Annotated in this window: 16 protein-coding genes; 7 read left to right on the top strand and 9 right to left on the bottom strand. The window is 70.7% G+C overall.

Translation table 11 applies throughout. The features are described 5' to 3' along the window. Positions 1-3: 3 nt before the first annotated feature. The 6 genes from ABD714_RS02510 to ABD714_RS02485 are packed head-to-tail and all read right to left on the bottom strand — an operon-like array spanning position 4 to position 6,002. Positions 4-1,365, bottom strand: coding sequence for an outer membrane protein assembly factor BamB family protein (locus tag ABD714_RS02510; RefSeq protein ID WP_344810686.1), 1,362 nt, complete (start codon positions 1,363-1,365; stop codon positions 4-6). 49 nt (positions 1,366-1,414) lie between these two features. Next, entirely contained in the window at positions 1,415-2,188 is a 774-nt protein-coding gene (locus ABD714_RS02505) for an SDR family oxidoreductase (RefSeq protein ID WP_344810685.1), read from the bottom strand. After that, on the bottom strand, positions 2,185-3,168 hold the full coding sequence (locus ABD714_RS02500) for a transketolase family protein (RefSeq protein ID WP_344810684.1): 984 nt from the start codon (positions 3,166-3,168) through the stop codon (positions 2,185-2,187). Before ABD714_RS02500 ends, ABD714_RS02505 begins: the two co-directional genes overlap by 4 nt. A gap of 9 nt (positions 3,169-3,177) precedes the next feature. Then, positions 3,178-4,083: a transketolase gene (locus ABD714_RS02495; protein WP_344810683.1), complete on the bottom strand. Its 906-nt coding sequence runs from the start codon at positions 4,081-4,083 to the stop codon at positions 3,178-3,180. After that, positions 4,080-5,078, bottom strand: a complete 999-nt coding sequence (locus ABD714_RS02490) for a sugar phosphate isomerase/epimerase family protein (RefSeq protein WP_344810682.1) — start codon at positions 5,076-5,078, stop codon at positions 4,080-4,082. Before ABD714_RS02490 ends, ABD714_RS02495 begins: the two co-directional genes overlap by 4 nt. A 24-nt stretch (positions 5,079-5,102) precedes the next feature. Next, positions 5,103-6,002, bottom strand: coding sequence for a nucleoside hydrolase (locus ABD714_RS02485; RefSeq protein ID WP_344810681.1), 900 nt, complete (start codon positions 6,000-6,002; stop codon positions 5,103-5,105). A gap of 106 nt (positions 6,003-6,108) precedes the next feature. Here ABD714_RS02485 and ABD714_RS02480 point away from each other — a divergent pair, with 106 nt between their 5' ends. The 4 genes from ABD714_RS02480 to ABD714_RS02465 all read left to right on the top strand — a co-directional run bounded on the left by ABD714_RS02480 (position 6,109) and on the right by ABD714_RS02465 (position 9,785). Next, complete coding sequence (locus ABD714_RS02480) at positions 6,109-7,563, top strand: FGGY-family carbohydrate kinase (RefSeq protein ID WP_344810680.1); 1,455 nt, start codon at positions 6,109-6,111, stop codon at positions 7,561-7,563. 72 nt (positions 7,564-7,635) lie between these two features. Continuing rightward, positions 7,636-8,616, top strand: a complete 981-nt coding sequence (locus tag ABD714_RS02475) for a sugar-binding transcriptional regulator (RefSeq protein ID WP_344810679.1) — start codon at positions 7,636-7,638, stop codon at positions 8,614-8,616. Further along, entirely contained in the window at positions 8,613-9,104 is a 492-nt protein-coding gene (locus tag ABD714_RS02470; RefSeq protein WP_344810678.1) for a GtrA family protein, read from the top strand. Before ABD714_RS02475 ends, ABD714_RS02470 begins: the two co-directional genes overlap by 4 nt. A gap of 99 nt (positions 9,105-9,203) precedes the next feature. Beyond that, entirely contained in the window at positions 9,204-9,785 is a 582-nt protein-coding gene (locus ABD714_RS02465; RefSeq protein ID WP_344810677.1) for a DUF1349 domain-containing protein, read from the top strand. Between the two features lie 13 nt (positions 9,786-9,798). On the opposite strand, the gene ABD714_RS02460 is transcribed toward ABD714_RS02465, so the two are convergent. From ABD714_RS02460 to ABD714_RS02450, 3 genes are all read right to left on the bottom strand, one after another. Next, complete coding sequence (locus tag ABD714_RS02460) at positions 9,799-10,185, bottom strand: VOC family protein (protein WP_344810676.1); 387 nt, start codon at positions 10,183-10,185, stop codon at positions 9,799-9,801. A 4-nt stretch (positions 10,186-10,189) separates the two neighbouring features. Beyond that, positions 10,190-10,681, bottom strand: coding sequence for a PH domain-containing protein (locus ABD714_RS02455; protein ID WP_344810675.1), 492 nt, complete (start codon positions 10,679-10,681; stop codon positions 10,190-10,192). 97 nt (positions 10,682-10,778) lie between these two features. Continuing rightward, the gene (locus ABD714_RS02450) at positions 10,779-11,573 is read right to left on the bottom strand and encodes a biotin--[acetyl-CoA-carboxylase] ligase (protein ID WP_344810674.1); all 795 of its coding nucleotides are present in this window, start codon (positions 11,571-11,573) and stop codon (positions 10,779-10,781) included. Between the two features lie 37 nt (positions 11,574-11,610). On the opposite strand from ABD714_RS02450, the gene ABD714_RS02445 reads away from it, so the two are divergent. The 3 genes from ABD714_RS02445 to ABD714_RS02435 are packed head-to-tail and all read left to right on the top strand — an operon-like array spanning position 11,611 to position 14,043. After that, positions 11,611-13,182, top strand: coding sequence for an acyl-CoA carboxylase subunit beta (locus ABD714_RS02445; RefSeq protein WP_344810673.1), 1,572 nt, complete (start codon positions 11,611-11,613; stop codon positions 13,180-13,182). After that, a complete protein-coding gene (locus ABD714_RS02440) occupies positions 13,179-13,436 on the top strand; it encodes an acyl-CoA carboxylase subunit epsilon (RefSeq protein ID WP_344810672.1) in 258 nt (85 codons plus the stop codon). Before ABD714_RS02445 ends, ABD714_RS02440 begins: the two co-directional genes overlap by 4 nt. A 52-nt stretch (positions 13,437-13,488) precedes the next feature. Further along, a complete protein-coding gene (locus ABD714_RS02435; protein WP_344810671.1) occupies positions 13,489-14,043 on the top strand; it encodes a DUF937 domain-containing protein in 555 nt (184 codons plus the stop codon). Positions 14,044-14,156: the final 113 nt, after the last annotated feature.

Genomic DNA, 14,156 nt, shown 5'->3' with positions numbered 1-14,156 from the left:
TGATCACCCGATCGCGTAGACGCTGAACCCCTTCCGGTCCGTACCCTGCGGATTCCCACGGTGCAGCATCACCAGGTGCCTGTCGTCCACCGCACCGACCAGGAAGCTGGGCACGGTGTCCGAGCAGTCGTGCCCGCTCCGGTCGATCGCCGCGGTGCTGCCCTCCCCCAGTCCGCCGCACCAGAGGTAGCCGCGGTGGATCCGGCCGCCGATCAGGCTCGTGTTCTCGTTGGGCGGCCGCACACTCGCCACCGGCTCGCGCTCGGGAAGGGTCAGGGTGTGAACGGGTCCGCGCTGGCCCGACACCGTCCAGGCGGCCATCGGCTGCCCGGTGGCTGACGCCCCGAGGAGGACGGCAGCCACTCCGCCGGGCAGGGGGTCGGTGAGCGAGCGGCCGGTCGCGGGATCGAGCAGATGCTGACGTTGGTTGCCGCCGTCGGGCGTCGCCACCGCGAGGATGCCGGTCCGTGCAGACTGCCAGCGGACCTTGCCCAGGCTGTCGGCGGAGCTCCATCGTCGGCGTCCGGTCTGCAGATCGAGGGCAACCACGGGGACGTACGGGTCGCGGAGGTTCCCCAAGCGGCCGGTCGGCTCCAGGGCGATCACGACGTCGCCGGCGATCGCCAGTGGCAGGAGGTCGTCCACCGACCACCGGGGTCGCCCGGTGGACGCCTCGAGCACGACGGTGCGGCAACGCTTCTCCTCGTCGGCGGTGTACTGCCCACGGATGACCAGGCCCGACCCCACGGCGATCGCCACCGACGAGTCGTCGGCCGCCACCACGACGGCGGAGTCCCCGTCCGCGTCGACCCCGCGTTCCCAGGGGACGGCCGAGGAGACCAGCTGCGACCAGCGGACTGCGCCGTCGGCGGCCGCCAGGGCCACCACGCCTCGCTCGGCAGTCGTCTCCGGATCACTCGAGCCACACGATCCGGAGCCGTTCAGGCACGGAGACCGATAGGTGATGGTGAACACCGTCGCCGCGCTGCCCGATCCGGCGACCGTGGTGCCGGCCTCGAACAGCCGCGACCCCTTCGTCGCCTTCTCCACCGCGTCCGCCACCGTCGCCTCCGACCAGAGGACCCTGCCCGAGCTCACCTCGATCGCCTGGAGCCCGGCACTGGAGCCGTTGGGTTTCAGGCCCTCGGCGAACAGGATGCCGTCGACCAAGGTGGCGTCGAGGATGTCGGTCAGCCGGGTGCGTTGCGGCGCCGACCACAGCTTCCGCAGCGTGAGTCGAGGCAGCGGCGGGTCGTCGGCCACCGGCGGACCGGAGATCGTCGGGGTCGGCTCCGGTGCCGGGTCTGACCCCAGGGCGCACCCGGTCAGCGCCGCCGCCCCCAGCCCCGCGGCCGTCAGCAACACCGATCGTCTCGTCAGGGCTCGCACCGGGACAGGCTAGACACGATCCGGCTCACCAGCAGGTGAAGCCGCCGTCCACGAGCAGATCGACGCCGGTGCAGAAGGCGGCTGCGTCGCTGAGCAGGAACACCGTCGGGCCGACGATCTCCGCGACCGTCGCCATCCGACCCAACGGGGTCTCGGCCTCGAAGGTCTTCACCTGCTCGGCCACCTCCGGTCGGGTGTTCATCGGTGTCGCGGTGTAGCCGGGACTGATCGCGTTGACCCGGATCCGCCGGTCCGACCACTCCATCGCCAGGCTCTTGGTGAGATGCACGACACCCGCCTTGGCCGCGTTGTAGTGCGCCTGCAGCAGGCCCCGGTTGGCGATCGATCCCGACATCGAGGCGATGTTGACGATCGCGCCACCACCGTGACGCAGCATCGCCCGGCCTTCGGCCTGGCAGGACAGGAACACTCCGGTCAGGTCGACGTCGACGACCCGCTGCCACTGGGCGAGCGGCATCTCCTCGGCCGGCGCCGCGTTCGCGATCCCGGCGCTGTTCACCGCCAGCGTCAGCGGACCCAGCTCGGCCTCGGTGCGGCGGACCGCTTCGCCCAGGGACTCGGGATCGGTCACGTCCGCCGGTACGGCGATCGCGCGCACCCCGGACGCCACCAGCTCCGCCAGCACCGCATCGAGTCCGGGCCCCGGCAGGTCGATGCAGGCGACGGCCGCACCCGAGCCGGCTATCCCGAGCGCGACGCCCCGCCCGATCCCGCTGGCCGCACCGGTGACCAGGGCGGTCCGCCCGTCGAGCCGGAAGTCCGGTGCCGTCGTGGTCATCGGGTCGATCCGGCGACCAGGGCCCGGGCGGCCTCGGCGATGCCTTCGGCCGACATGCCATAGCGGTCCAGCAGGAAGCCGGCGGATCCGGTGGGAGCGAACTCGGGTACGCCGAGGATGGTCATCCGCGTGGGGTGGTGCTGGACGACCGTCTCGGCCACCGCACCTCCCAGGCCGCCCGCGGTGGTCGCCTCCTCGGCGGTCACGATGCCCTTGGTCTCGCGGGCGGCCGCGATCACCGCGTCGACGTCCAGCGGCTTGACGGTGGGCATCGAGACCACCCGGACGGAGATCCCCTCGGTGGCCAGCTGCTCGGACGCGGCGATCGCCCGCCAGAGCACGGTGCCGTTGCTGATGATCGTCACGTCCTCCCCGGCCCGTACGGTGTGGGCCCGGCCCGGGACGAACTCGTAGTCGGCGTCGTAGATCTCCGGGACGGCCATCCGGGAGACGCGGATGAACGCCGGTCCGTGGGTGACTGCCGCCCAGCGCATCGCCGCGGCCGTCTCGATGGGTGAGGCCGGCACCACGATGATCATGTTGTCGATGGCCCGCAGCCAGGCGATGTCCTCGATCGAGTGGTGGGTCGGACCGAGCTCCCCGTACGCCATCCCCGGGCTCATGCCACACAGCTTGACGTTGCGGTCGGAGTAGGCGACATCGGCCTTGATCTGCTCCAGGGCGCGTCCGGTCAGGAAGCACGACGCGGCGGAGACGAAGGGGATCCGCCCGCCGTTGGCCAGACCGGCGGCGACACCGACCATGTCCTGCTCGGCGATGCCGACGTTGATCAACCGGTCGGGGAAGGCCTTCTTGAAGGCGTCCAGCTTGGAGGAGCCGACCGAGTCGTTCACCACTCCGACGATGCGGTGATCGGCCTGGGCGAGGTCGGCGAGGGTACGCACGTAGGCGTCGCGGCAGTCGAAGCGAGGCCTGTCGGCGATCGAGTCCGAGGCTGGCGGGGTGTCCGTGGTGGTCATGATCGCTCCTCAGCTGCTGGTCGACGGCGCGGCGAGGGACAGCTCGTCCAGGGCCTGGGCGAGCTGTTCCTCGTTCGGCACCTTGTGGTGCCAGGCCACGTTGTCGGCCATGAACGAGATCGGGTGACCCTTGTGGGTGTGGGCGATCACGAACGTGGGCTTGCCCGGTCGGAACGGGGCGGACGAGAGCACGTCGAGCAGCTCCCCGTGGTCGTGGCCGTTGACCTCCACCACCGCGAACCCGAAGGCCGCGGCCTTCTGGTCCAGCGGGTCGAGGTCGTTCGTCTCCCGCGTGGTCGCGCCCTGTTGCAGCCGGTTGCGGTCCACGATCACCGTCAGCGAGTCCAGCTCGTACTGCGAGGCCGCCATCATGGCCTCCCAGTTGGAGCCCTCCTGCAGCTCACCGTCGCCCGTCAGCACGTACGTCCGGCGTCTCGACACGTCGAGCTTGGCCGAGATCGCGTGGCCCACAGCGATCGGCAGCCCGTGACCCAGCGGACCGGTGTTGGCCTCGACCCCCGGCACCTTGGTTCGGTTGGGGTGCCCGTTCAGTCGGGACAGGGGCTTCAGGAAGGTGGCCAGCTCGGCCACCTCGAGGAAGCCGAATGCGACCAGCGTCGTGTAGAGCGCACCGGCCACGTGTCCCTTGGACAGGATGAAGCGGTCCCGCTCGGGATCATCCACCGCCTCCGGGGTGACGTTCAGCACCGCCCCGTAGAGCGTGGCCAAGACGTCGACGGCGGAGAAGTCCCCGCCGATGTGCCCGGCCCCGGCGTGGTGCACCAGCAACAGGTCCTGGATCCGGATCTGCCGGGCCACCTCGGCGATGTGGGCCACCTGCTCGTCCCGGGTCGCGTACGGCGACAGCCGGCCGAGCACCGGCATGGTGGCGTGCTCGGGACTCAAGGCCGTCACGAGTCCTCCCCGATCATCGAGCTGAGCAGCACCTTCTGGATCAGCTTCTGGGCGGCCAGGGCGTCGTGCCTGGCCTGGGCCGCGGCGAGGGCCTCCTCGTCGAGAGCGTCGAGCGCCCGGTGCAGGGCCTTGAGGAAGGTGATCGCCTGCTTGGCGGCCTGCACCGAGTCCTCCCGGAACGGGAACTGGTCGAGCTGCCAGACTCCCTCCCAGTTGTTGCGACGCAGGGTGTGGAAGAACTCGAAGGTCTCGACCAGGTGCACGGAGCCGACCACCATGTCGTCGTCCCAGCCCCGGAAGTTGTCGTTCACGTCGATCGCGAAGAGCTTGCCGTGGTCGATGCACAGCTGCGCCGCATCGGCCGGTGTCTCCAACCCGTACAGGGAGTGCCCGAAGTCGAGCAGCACTCCCAGGTTGTCGCACCCGGTCTGCTGGATGGCCAGCAGAGTGCGGGCGGCGTTCGGGAAGATGATCTTGTTCCGCGGCTCCCGCGGCTTGTACTCGATCACGAACCTGATGTCGGGGTGCGCGTCGCACAGCTCGCGCAGCGCGTCGACGGCCAGGTTCCACACGTCGTGGTAGTTCACCTGGAACGGGTAGTCCCACCCGTCCTGACCGAACCACAGCTTGACGTAGTCGCAGTCCAGCTCCTCGGCCAGCTCGGTCGCCTCGTTGAGTAGGGCGAGGGCCTGGGCCCGGACGGACGGGTCGGGGTTGGTGATCGAGCCCTTGATGTAGTCCTTGTTGTAGATCTCGGGCGTGATCGCGACAGCGCGGAGGTCGTTGCGGGCCAGAGCGGTCTTGACGTCGTCGAGGGTGCCGTCGAAGCCGGCGAACGGCCAGTTCAGATCGACCACGGACAGGTCGCCGACGGCGCCGGCGAGGTCGATCTGCTCGATCAGGCCCACGGGTTCCCCGTACCCCTCGGTCGCGTAGCGGTCGAGGTAGGTGGCGAAGTGCCAGATGCCTGCGCCGAAGACTGGCAGGGCGGTCATGGAAGTCCCTTCGTAGAACGACGTTCAGCTGAGTGAGACGGGCGGTTTCCCGGCGCCGAACCGGCGGAGCTTGGCGAACATGTCCTCGAGCAGGAACCGCACGTCGACAGACTCGCAGACCTGCAGGGGATGGCCCGAACCCGGGACGTAGTGCCCTTCTGCACCGAACCGGGGCGCCGGCACGGTCCGGAAGACCCCGCTCTGCGGGTACAGGAGCAGCGAGACCGCCGGCGAGTCACCCAGGGAGCGCGACTCGATCGGACCGGGGTGGTACGCGGTGTTCCACTCCTTCAGCTGGCGGATCAGGTAGTCGGCGAGCTCACTGGTGCCGGCGATCTTCTCCTCCAGCTCGGTGTAGGAGACCGACACCAACGGGTAGACGCTGCGCGGCACCTGCCACACCGTGATGCCCGAGTCGAACACCACGTTCGCGGCGGCGATGTCGTTGGAGAGGTTGAACTCCATCTTCCGCGGCAGACCGAGATCGTCGTGGCCCTCCCCGCCGATCCAGATCACCGTCACGGGCCGGTCGACGATCGCCGGATCGAGCAGGATCGCCGACGCCATGTCGGTCAACGGCCCCAGGAACGCCACGTACAACCGGTCGTCCGCAGTGGCCAGCAGGCTCTCGGCGATGATCAACCGGGCGCCGGGCGAGTCCACCGGTGTGTTTTCGTCCGCGATCGGGACGGCAGCACCGTTGGCCACGGCGACGCGTCCACTCTGATCCATCAGCTCCAGCAGCAGGTCGACCTCGTGGCGCGAGTCGATCATGCTCTGGTCGCTGCGCCAGGTGCCGAAGTGGGCCGGGATGATGCCCCGCACGTCCAGACTCGGCGAGAGCAGGGCGTGCACGATGGCGTACTGGTCGTCGCCCTCGTTCTTGGCGTCGGTGTTGATGATGGCGCGTCGGTGCGTGGCCACGTGCGAGGTCCCCGTTCGATTGCATATCCATTCGGTACTGCATATTCTCTCGGAGCAGGTCTGCTCGTCAAGCGATACCGTCCGTTGCGTCCGGAAGGAGTCAGCGATGACCCAGATCTTGGCCATCGACCAGGGCACCACCAACAGCAAGGCCGTGCTGGTCGATGACGGGGGCGGGGTGCGTGCCATCGGCTCCGCTCCGGTCGGCGTCACGCACCCCCGTCCGGGCTGGGTCGAACAGGACGCCGAGCTGCTCTGGTCCAGCGTGCTGGCCGCGATCGAGAGGTGCTTAGCCCTCGTCGACACCGCCGACCTCGACCTCGCCGGAGTGGCCCTGTCCACCCAGCGCGAGTCGGTGGTCGCGTGGGACCGGCGTACGGGTCGGCCGCTGGGCCCCGTGATCGGCTGGCAGGACGTCCGTACCGCCGCGTGGTGCCGCGACCGGACCGGACCGGACGACGACGAGCTGGTCCGCGGCCGGACCGGGCTCCGGATCGACGCGATGTTCTCGGCCCCCAAGATCGGCTGGCTGCTCCGCGAATCCGCCGTCGTCGTGAGCCCCGCCGACGTCCGCGTCGGCACCATCGACTCCTGGCTGATCTGGAAGCTGACCGGCGGCGAACGGCACGTGACCGAAGCCGGCAACGCGTCCCGCACCCTGCTCTACGACATCGTGGATCTCGCCTGGTCCCCCGCGTTGCTCGAGCTGTTCGGCATCCCGGCGGTGGTGCTGCCCCAGGTGCTGCGCTCGGACGGCGACTTCGGCGTCTGCCACTCCGTACCGGGAATCCGCGACGGTGTGCCGATCGCCGCGGTGCTCGCGGACTCGCACGCCGCCCTGTACGGGCACGGGTGCACCGAGGTCGGGACCGCCAAGGCGACCTACGGCACCGGCACCTCGGTGATGACCCCGACGGCGTCGTTCGTGGCCGGCTCCTCGCCCGTGCCGTCGACCCTGGCCTGGCTCACCGAGACGCCGACGTACGCCCGCGAGGGCAACATCCTGTCGTCCGGGGCGACGCTGGCCTGGGCGGCCCGGGTGCTGGGTGGGAGCGTGTCGGACCTGCTCGCCCGGGCCGCGACAGTGGGCGACGCCGGTGCTGTCACCCTGGTCCCGGCCTTCACCGGGCTCGGCGCCCCGCACTGGGACCGTGAGGTGCGCGGGGTGATCACCCAGCTCGACCCCGACACCGATCCGGCGCGCCTCGCCCGGGCGGCCGTCGACGCCGTGGCCCACCAGGTCTGCGACGTCGTGGAGATCATCGACGCCGAGGCTGCGACCCCGCTGGCGAGCATCCGCGCCGACGGCGGTGTGACCACCTCGGACCTGGTGATGCAGACCCAAGCCGATCTGCTCGGCCGCCCGGTCGAGGTGGCCGATCTGCCCGAGGTGTCCGCGCTCGGCGTCGCCGACCTGGCCCGCCGCCGGATCGGGGGTGCGCCGACCCCGCGGGCGACCGGCCGGGTGTTCCGGCCGACCTTCGACGACAGCACCCGCGCCGCCCGCCGGGACCACTGGCGGGAGCAGGTGCGCTGGCTTCGTTCGGCGCCACGTTCCTGAGCACCGCGTTCGCCTCGGTCCTGGAGGCGGCGACGGATAGGGTCGAGCTTCGCGAGGAGAGGGGCAGGAACCGTGGCGCAGCCGGCCGGCGTGACCCGTGCCTCCGCCGACGGGCAGGTCAGGTTGATGACCAAGATCGCGCACCTCTACCACGAGCAGCAGCTGCGGCAGAGCGAGATCGCCGGCATCCTGCACATCTCCCAGGCCAAGGTGTCCCGGCTGCTGAAGCGCGCGGGCGAGGTCGGCATCATCCGGACGGTCGTGGTCGTCTCGCAGGGCGTGCACACCGACCTGGAGCAGGCGCTGGAGGAGCGCTACGGGCTGCTCGAGGCGGTGGTCGCCGATGTCGACGGCGACGAGGCCGCCATCTCGGCCGGTCTGGGGTCGGCGGGGGCCAGCTATCTCGAGGCGATCTTGTCCGGAGGGGAGCGGATCGGGGTCTCCTCCTGGAGTCAGACGCTCCTCTCGGTCGTCGACCGGCTGCGGCCGTTGCGCACCTCGGGAGCGGACTCCGTGGTCCAGCTGGTCGGCGGTGTCGGCGTCGCGTCCGTCCAGGCGCAGGCGAACCGGCTGCTGGACGAGCTCGCCACGCTGATCGGCGCCAGTCCCACCTACGTCCCCGCTCCCGGACTCGTGGGTGGGGCCGCGATGCGCCGGAGTCTGCTCGCCGATCCCGCCATGGAGGGCGTGGCGGCCCACTGGCAGGACCTGACGATGGCACTGGTCGGCATCGGCAGCCTGCAGCCGTCCGCGCTGCTGCAGAAGAGCGGCAACGCCATCGCCCCGTCGGACCAGGACACCCTCCGGGGTCTGGGAGCGGTCGGTGACGTCTGCACCCGCTTCTTCGACGCCGCCGGTCACCTGGTGCCCTCCGACCTCGACGCACGGGTGGTCGGCATCGATCCCGACAGCTACCGACGGATCCCCCGGCGGATCGGGCTCGCCGGCGGTGAGCGCAAGCACGCGGCCATCCGCGCGGCCATCGCCGGCAACTGGGTGAACGTGGTGGTCACGGACCTGGCGACCGCCCGGGCACTCTTGGCGGACCCGTGAGCGCCGACCAGGGTGGCGTCGGTCCCCTCGACCGCCTGTGGACCAAGGTGTCCCACCTCGGTCCCGAGGCGATCAGGTTCGGCATCGTCGGGCTGACCGGGGTCGCGTGTCAGTTCGTGGTGTTCAACGTGCTGCGCTACGCCGGGCCCGGCGGACAAGGACCGCTGGAGGCGAAGCCGATCACCGCGCAGGTGATCGCCATCGGGGCGGCCACGGTGATCACCTACCTGGGCAACCGCTACTGGACCTACCACCACCGGGCCCGAGGCAACCCGGTCCGCGAGCTGCCGATCTTCCTGTTGCTGAACGGGATCGCGATCGCCATCGGCGCGGTCTGCCTCGGCTTCTCCCACTACGTCCTGGGGCTGACCTCCCCGCTGGCCGACAACATCTCGGGCAACGTGATCGGGCTCGGCCTGGGCACCCTGTTCCGGTTCTGGTCCTACCGCAAGTTCGTGTTCACCGGGGAGTCCCCGGGTGGCGGCTGACGAGAGGTCGGTCGCGGCGCGAACGAGCCCCGGCCCTCGATGGGAGTCAGAGCCTCGGTCTCGCAGGCTCGAAGGTCATCGATCATCAAGGAGAGTCGCATGAAGAAGGTCTCATGGTCGTCCGGCACCTGGACGCACGAGCCCGTTGCTGCGGTCGAACGTGAGGACGGGTTGCACGTCACGGCGAAAGAGGGCAGCGATGCCTGGCGCATCACCTCGTACGGCTTCGTCCACGACACCGAGCACGCGCTGCTCGCCCCGTTTCCGGCGGACACGGCCACCGAGGTCGCCTTCCGGCTCGATCTGACCGCACAGTTCGACCAAGCGGGTGTCTTCGTCCGGGTGGACGACGCCACCTGGACCAAGGCGGGCGTCGAGCAGAGCGACGGCCTGGCGAGCCTCGGTGCCGTCGTCACCCGCGGATCCTCGGACTGGTCGCTCGCACCGGTGCCGAGCTGGAACGGGCGCCTGGTCACGGTCAGGGCGAGTCGATCTGCCGATGCGTTGACCGTACGGGCCCGGGTCGACGACGAGCCCTGGCAGCTCGTCCGCGTCGCACCCCTGGCTCCGGACGCGGCAGCCTTCGCCGGACCGTTCTGCTGCGCCCCGACGCGCGCTGGGTTGACGGTCCACTTCACGTCCTGGCAGATGGGTGATCCCGATACGAGCCTGCACCCTTAGCACCGACCCGGGTTCAGCCCTGCATCTCCTCCACGCTCCGCAGGATGCAGAACTCGTTGCCCTCCGGGTCCGCCAGCACCACCCAGCCGCGTCCGTCGGGCAGCCGCCGATCGTCCACCTCGGTGGCGCCCAGCTCGAGCAGTCGGGCCAGCTCGGTGTCCCGGTCACCGTCGGCCGGACGCAGGTCCAGGTGCAGCCGGTTCTTGACCTGCTTGACGTCGGGAACCTCGATGAAGAGCAGCCGGGTGGCGCCGGCGGCGGAGAAGATCATGCACTCCTCGTGGCCGGGCTCGTTGGGGTCGGCGGGATCCTCGGTGTACCCGAGCACGTGCGACCACCAGACCGACTGCGCGTACGCGTCGTGGGCGTCGATGGTGAGGTGACTGAGACGGCTGACCATCCGGTCAGGATCGCACGGACGCCCCGATGAGCTCGCTCATGGTGACGTGCACGTCCTCGACGTCGGGCACGTCGTCGAGCACCACCGGTCCGGCGTCGGCCGCGGTCCGCACCCGGAGGGTCCCGCAGCCCAGCATCCGGTCGGACAGGCTGCGCTGGTAGGTCACGTCGTTCACCCGGGCCAGCGGCAGGTTGGTGCCGGACTTCTTGAGGATGCCGGACCGCGTGATCAACCGGTGGTTGGTCAGCGTGTAGGTGGTGGTCCGCCAGCGCAGGAACGGGATGACGGTCCACCAGGTCGCCAGCACTCCGGCCACCACGGCCACCGCGAACTGGCCGACGGGCCGGTAGTCGTACGGGACCAGGGCGGCGCCGGCGCCGAGGAGGGCGCCGCAGGCGATGAGGCCGGCGGCCGGCCAGAAGAGCACCTTGCCGTGGGTGCGCATGTGCATCAGCACGCGCTCGTCTGCTCCCAGCAGCTTGGCCGACAACCCCACCGCTCCATGCTGACACAGGCCGGCGATCGCGGCATCGGACCGCAGACCGACCCGGGTAGTCCCCGATCCGACCCTGGCCAGGGGGTTCGGGTAGCGCTCAGCGCAGGTGGGTGACGTCTCCGGCGGCGAAGGTCTGCACCCCGGACGGCGTCCGGACGCGCAGCCGACCCGCGGGGTCGACGGCGATCGCCTCGCCGGTGAAGCGTGCCCCGTCGCCGCCGAGGACCGTGACGGTCCGGCCGAGGGTGCCCGAGCGCGCGACGTACTCCGCCGCCAGCTCGGCGTCGAGACCGGCCTGCCAGCGGTGGTAGAGCAGAGCCAGCGTGGCCAGCACCGTCGCGATGATGTCGTTCCGGGCGAGCCGTCGGTCCGGCCGGAGCAGCGCCAACGAGGTCGCTGTCGGCACCGGCAGCTGGTCGGCGGTCAGGTGCACGTTGATGCCCAGACCCAGCACGCAGGCCGGTCCGGCGGGCCCGTCGACCCGCTCGGCCAGGATCCCGCACACCTTGGCGTCGTCGACCAGCACGTCGTTCGGCCACTTGAGCACCGCCGGCACGTCGGCGACCGCGCGCAGGCTGTCGGCGACGGCGAGCCCGGCCAGCAACGGCAACCACGTCCAGCTCGCCGGGTCCCGCTCGGGCCGCAGCAGCACCGACATGGCCACCGAGCTCCCCGCCGGGGCGGTCCAGGTGCGCCCGAGTCGGCCCCGCCCGGCCCGCTGGTGGTCGGTGACCAGCACTCTCCCCGCCGACTCGCCCCGGCGGGCCCGCGCGGCCAGGTCGGCGTTGGTGGAACCGGTGGCGGGCACCACCTCGATCGAGCGCCAGAGGGGGTCGCCGACGGTCAGCACGGCGGACAGCCGCGAGCCGTCGAGCGGGTCCGGGTAGGTCATCGCCCCAACGTAACGCTGACCCGTAGGGTGCGTGGCTATGGACGACGCCGACCTCCACACCACCGCCGGGAAGCTCGCCGACCTCCAGCGCCGAACCGACGAGGCGGTCCACGCGGGCTCGGCGGCAGCCGTCGAGCGGCAGCACGCCCGCGGCAAGCAGACCGCCCGGGAGCGGGTCGAGCTGCTCCTCGACAAGGGCTCGTTCACCGAGCTCGACGAGCTGGCCCGACACCGGTCGACGTCGTTCGGGATGGACCGGAAACGCCCGTACGGGGACGGCGTGATCACCGGCTTCGGCACCGTGGACGACCGGCCCGTCTGCGTGTTCAGCCAGGACGTCACGGTGTTCGGTGGCAGCCTCGGCCAGGTCTACGGCGAGAAGATCGTCAAGATCATCGACGTCGCCCTGAAGACCGGCTGCCCCCTGATCGGGATCAACGAGGGCGGTGGGGCGCGGATCCAGGAGGGTGTGGTGTCGCTCGGGCTGTACGGGGAGATCTTCCGCCGCAACACCCACGCGTCCGGGGTCATCCCGCAGATCTCGCTGATCATGGGCGCCGCCGCCGGCGGACACGTCTACTCCCCCGCGTTGACCGACTTCGTGGTGATGGTCGACCAGACGTCGCAGATGTTCATCACCGGCCCGGACGTGATCAAGACCGTCACCGGCGAAGACGTGACGATGGAGGAGCTGGGCGGCGGCCGGACGCACAACACCAAGTCGGGCAACTCCCACTACCTGGCCGCCGACGAGCAGGACGCCATCGACTACGTCCGCACGCTGCTGTCCTACCTGCCGCAGAACAACCTCGAGGACCCGCCCGTCTTCGACGCCACCGCCGACGCCGACACCGACGACGACCTCGCCCTGGACACCGTCATCCCGGACGCCCCGAACCAGCCGTACGACATGCACGAGGTGATCACCGCGGTGCTGGACGACGGCGAGTTCTGCGAGGTGCACCGCCTCTTCGCGCCCAACATCGTGGTCGGCTTCGGCCGGGTCGACGGCCGCAGCGTCGGTGTGGTGGCCAACCAGCCGCTGCACTTCGCCGGCTGCCTGGACATCGACGCGGCCGAGAAGGCGGCCCGGTTCGTCCGCACCTGCGACGCCTTCAACGTCCCCGTGATCACCTTCGTAGACGTGCCCGGCTTCCTGCCCGGCACCGACCAGGAGTGGAACGGGATCATCCGGCGGGGGGCGAAGCTGATCTACGCCTACGCCGAGGCCACCGTCCCGCTGGTCACGGTGATCACCCGCAAGGCGTACGGCGGGGCCTACGACGTGATGGGCTCCAAGCACCTCGGGGCCGACATCAACCTGGCCTGGCCGACCGCGCAGATCGCGGTGATGGGCGCGCAGGGAGCGGTGAACATCCTGTACCGCAAGGAGCTCGCCGACCACGACGACCCCGACAGCCGCCGGGCCGAGCTGATCACCGCGTACGACGACGAGCTGGCCAACCCCTACCTGGCGGCCGAGCGCGGCTACGTGGACGCGGTGATCATGCCGCACGAGACCAGGCTGGAGATCACCAGGGCCCTGCGGCTGCTGCGGACCAAGCGGGAGACGCTGCCGCCCAAGAAGCACGGGAACATCCCGCTGTGAGGGCCTCGGGCGCGAGGGATCCGGCGGACGCGGAGGGCGACGACGCCCCGGTGGTGCGGGTCGTCGCCGGGCACCCGACGCCGGAGGACCTGGCCGCCCTGGTGGTCGCTCTGGCTACGGTGACACCCGTGACGACCGGAGCCGGAGCGGCGGCCACGCCGTCCGGATGGGCGGATCGGAGCCGGGGACTGCGGCGAAGTCTGCGGGCCGGACCGCAGGCCTGGCGCCTGTCCGGTCGTCTGCGGGCTGAGTAGTCTGCGAGCACCGGGCCCTGGCGTGGGCCCCGACCCCCGGAAGGGCCCGACGATGAGCTCGATCGACGACATCCTCGCCACCATCCCGATGAACTCCCTGGCCAGCCAGCTGGGGGTGGACCCGGCGACCGCCGAGTCGGCCGTCCGCGAGGCCCTGCCCGCCCTGGTCGGTGGCATGCAGGCCAACGCGGCCGACCCCCGTGGCGCGGCCTCCCTGGCCGGGGCGCTGGACAACCACTCGCCCCAGCTGGTCGACGGCGGCGTGAACCTCGACGAGGTGGACACCGCCGATGGCGAGAAGATCGTCAGCCACGTGTTCGGGGAGAACAGCGGCGCCGTGGCCCAGACGCTGGGCGGCAACCTGGGCGGCAACTCCGACCTGGTGCAGAAGCTGCTGCCCATCCTGGCGCCGATCGTGCTCTCCTACCTGGCCCAGAAGCTGCGCGGCGGTGCCGCCCAGCCCGGGGCCGCCGGTGGCGGTGGGCTGAACGACCTGCTCGGGTCGATCCTGGGCGGCCTCGGCGGCGGCCAGGCGCAGGGACAGGGCCAGGGCGGTGGCGGCATCCTCGACATGCTCGGCGGACTGCTCGGCGGTGGGCGGCGCTAGTCGTCGACTCGCTGCTCACTGCGCGCTGAGGGTTCTGTCTTCCCTCCTCGAGCGCAGACGATAAAGCGTTGTCTACGCTCGTCGTCAGTCCAGACAGAACCGGCGCTACGTTC

It is taken from the genome of Microlunatus aurantiacus (assembly GCF_039536605.1).
Taxonomy (GTDB): Bacteria; Actinomycetota; Actinomycetes; order Propionibacteriales; family Propionibacteriaceae; genus Microlunatus; species Microlunatus aurantiacus.
Note: the sequence above shows the minus strand (reverse complement) of the source record. Positions and strands in the feature narration are given on the sequence as shown.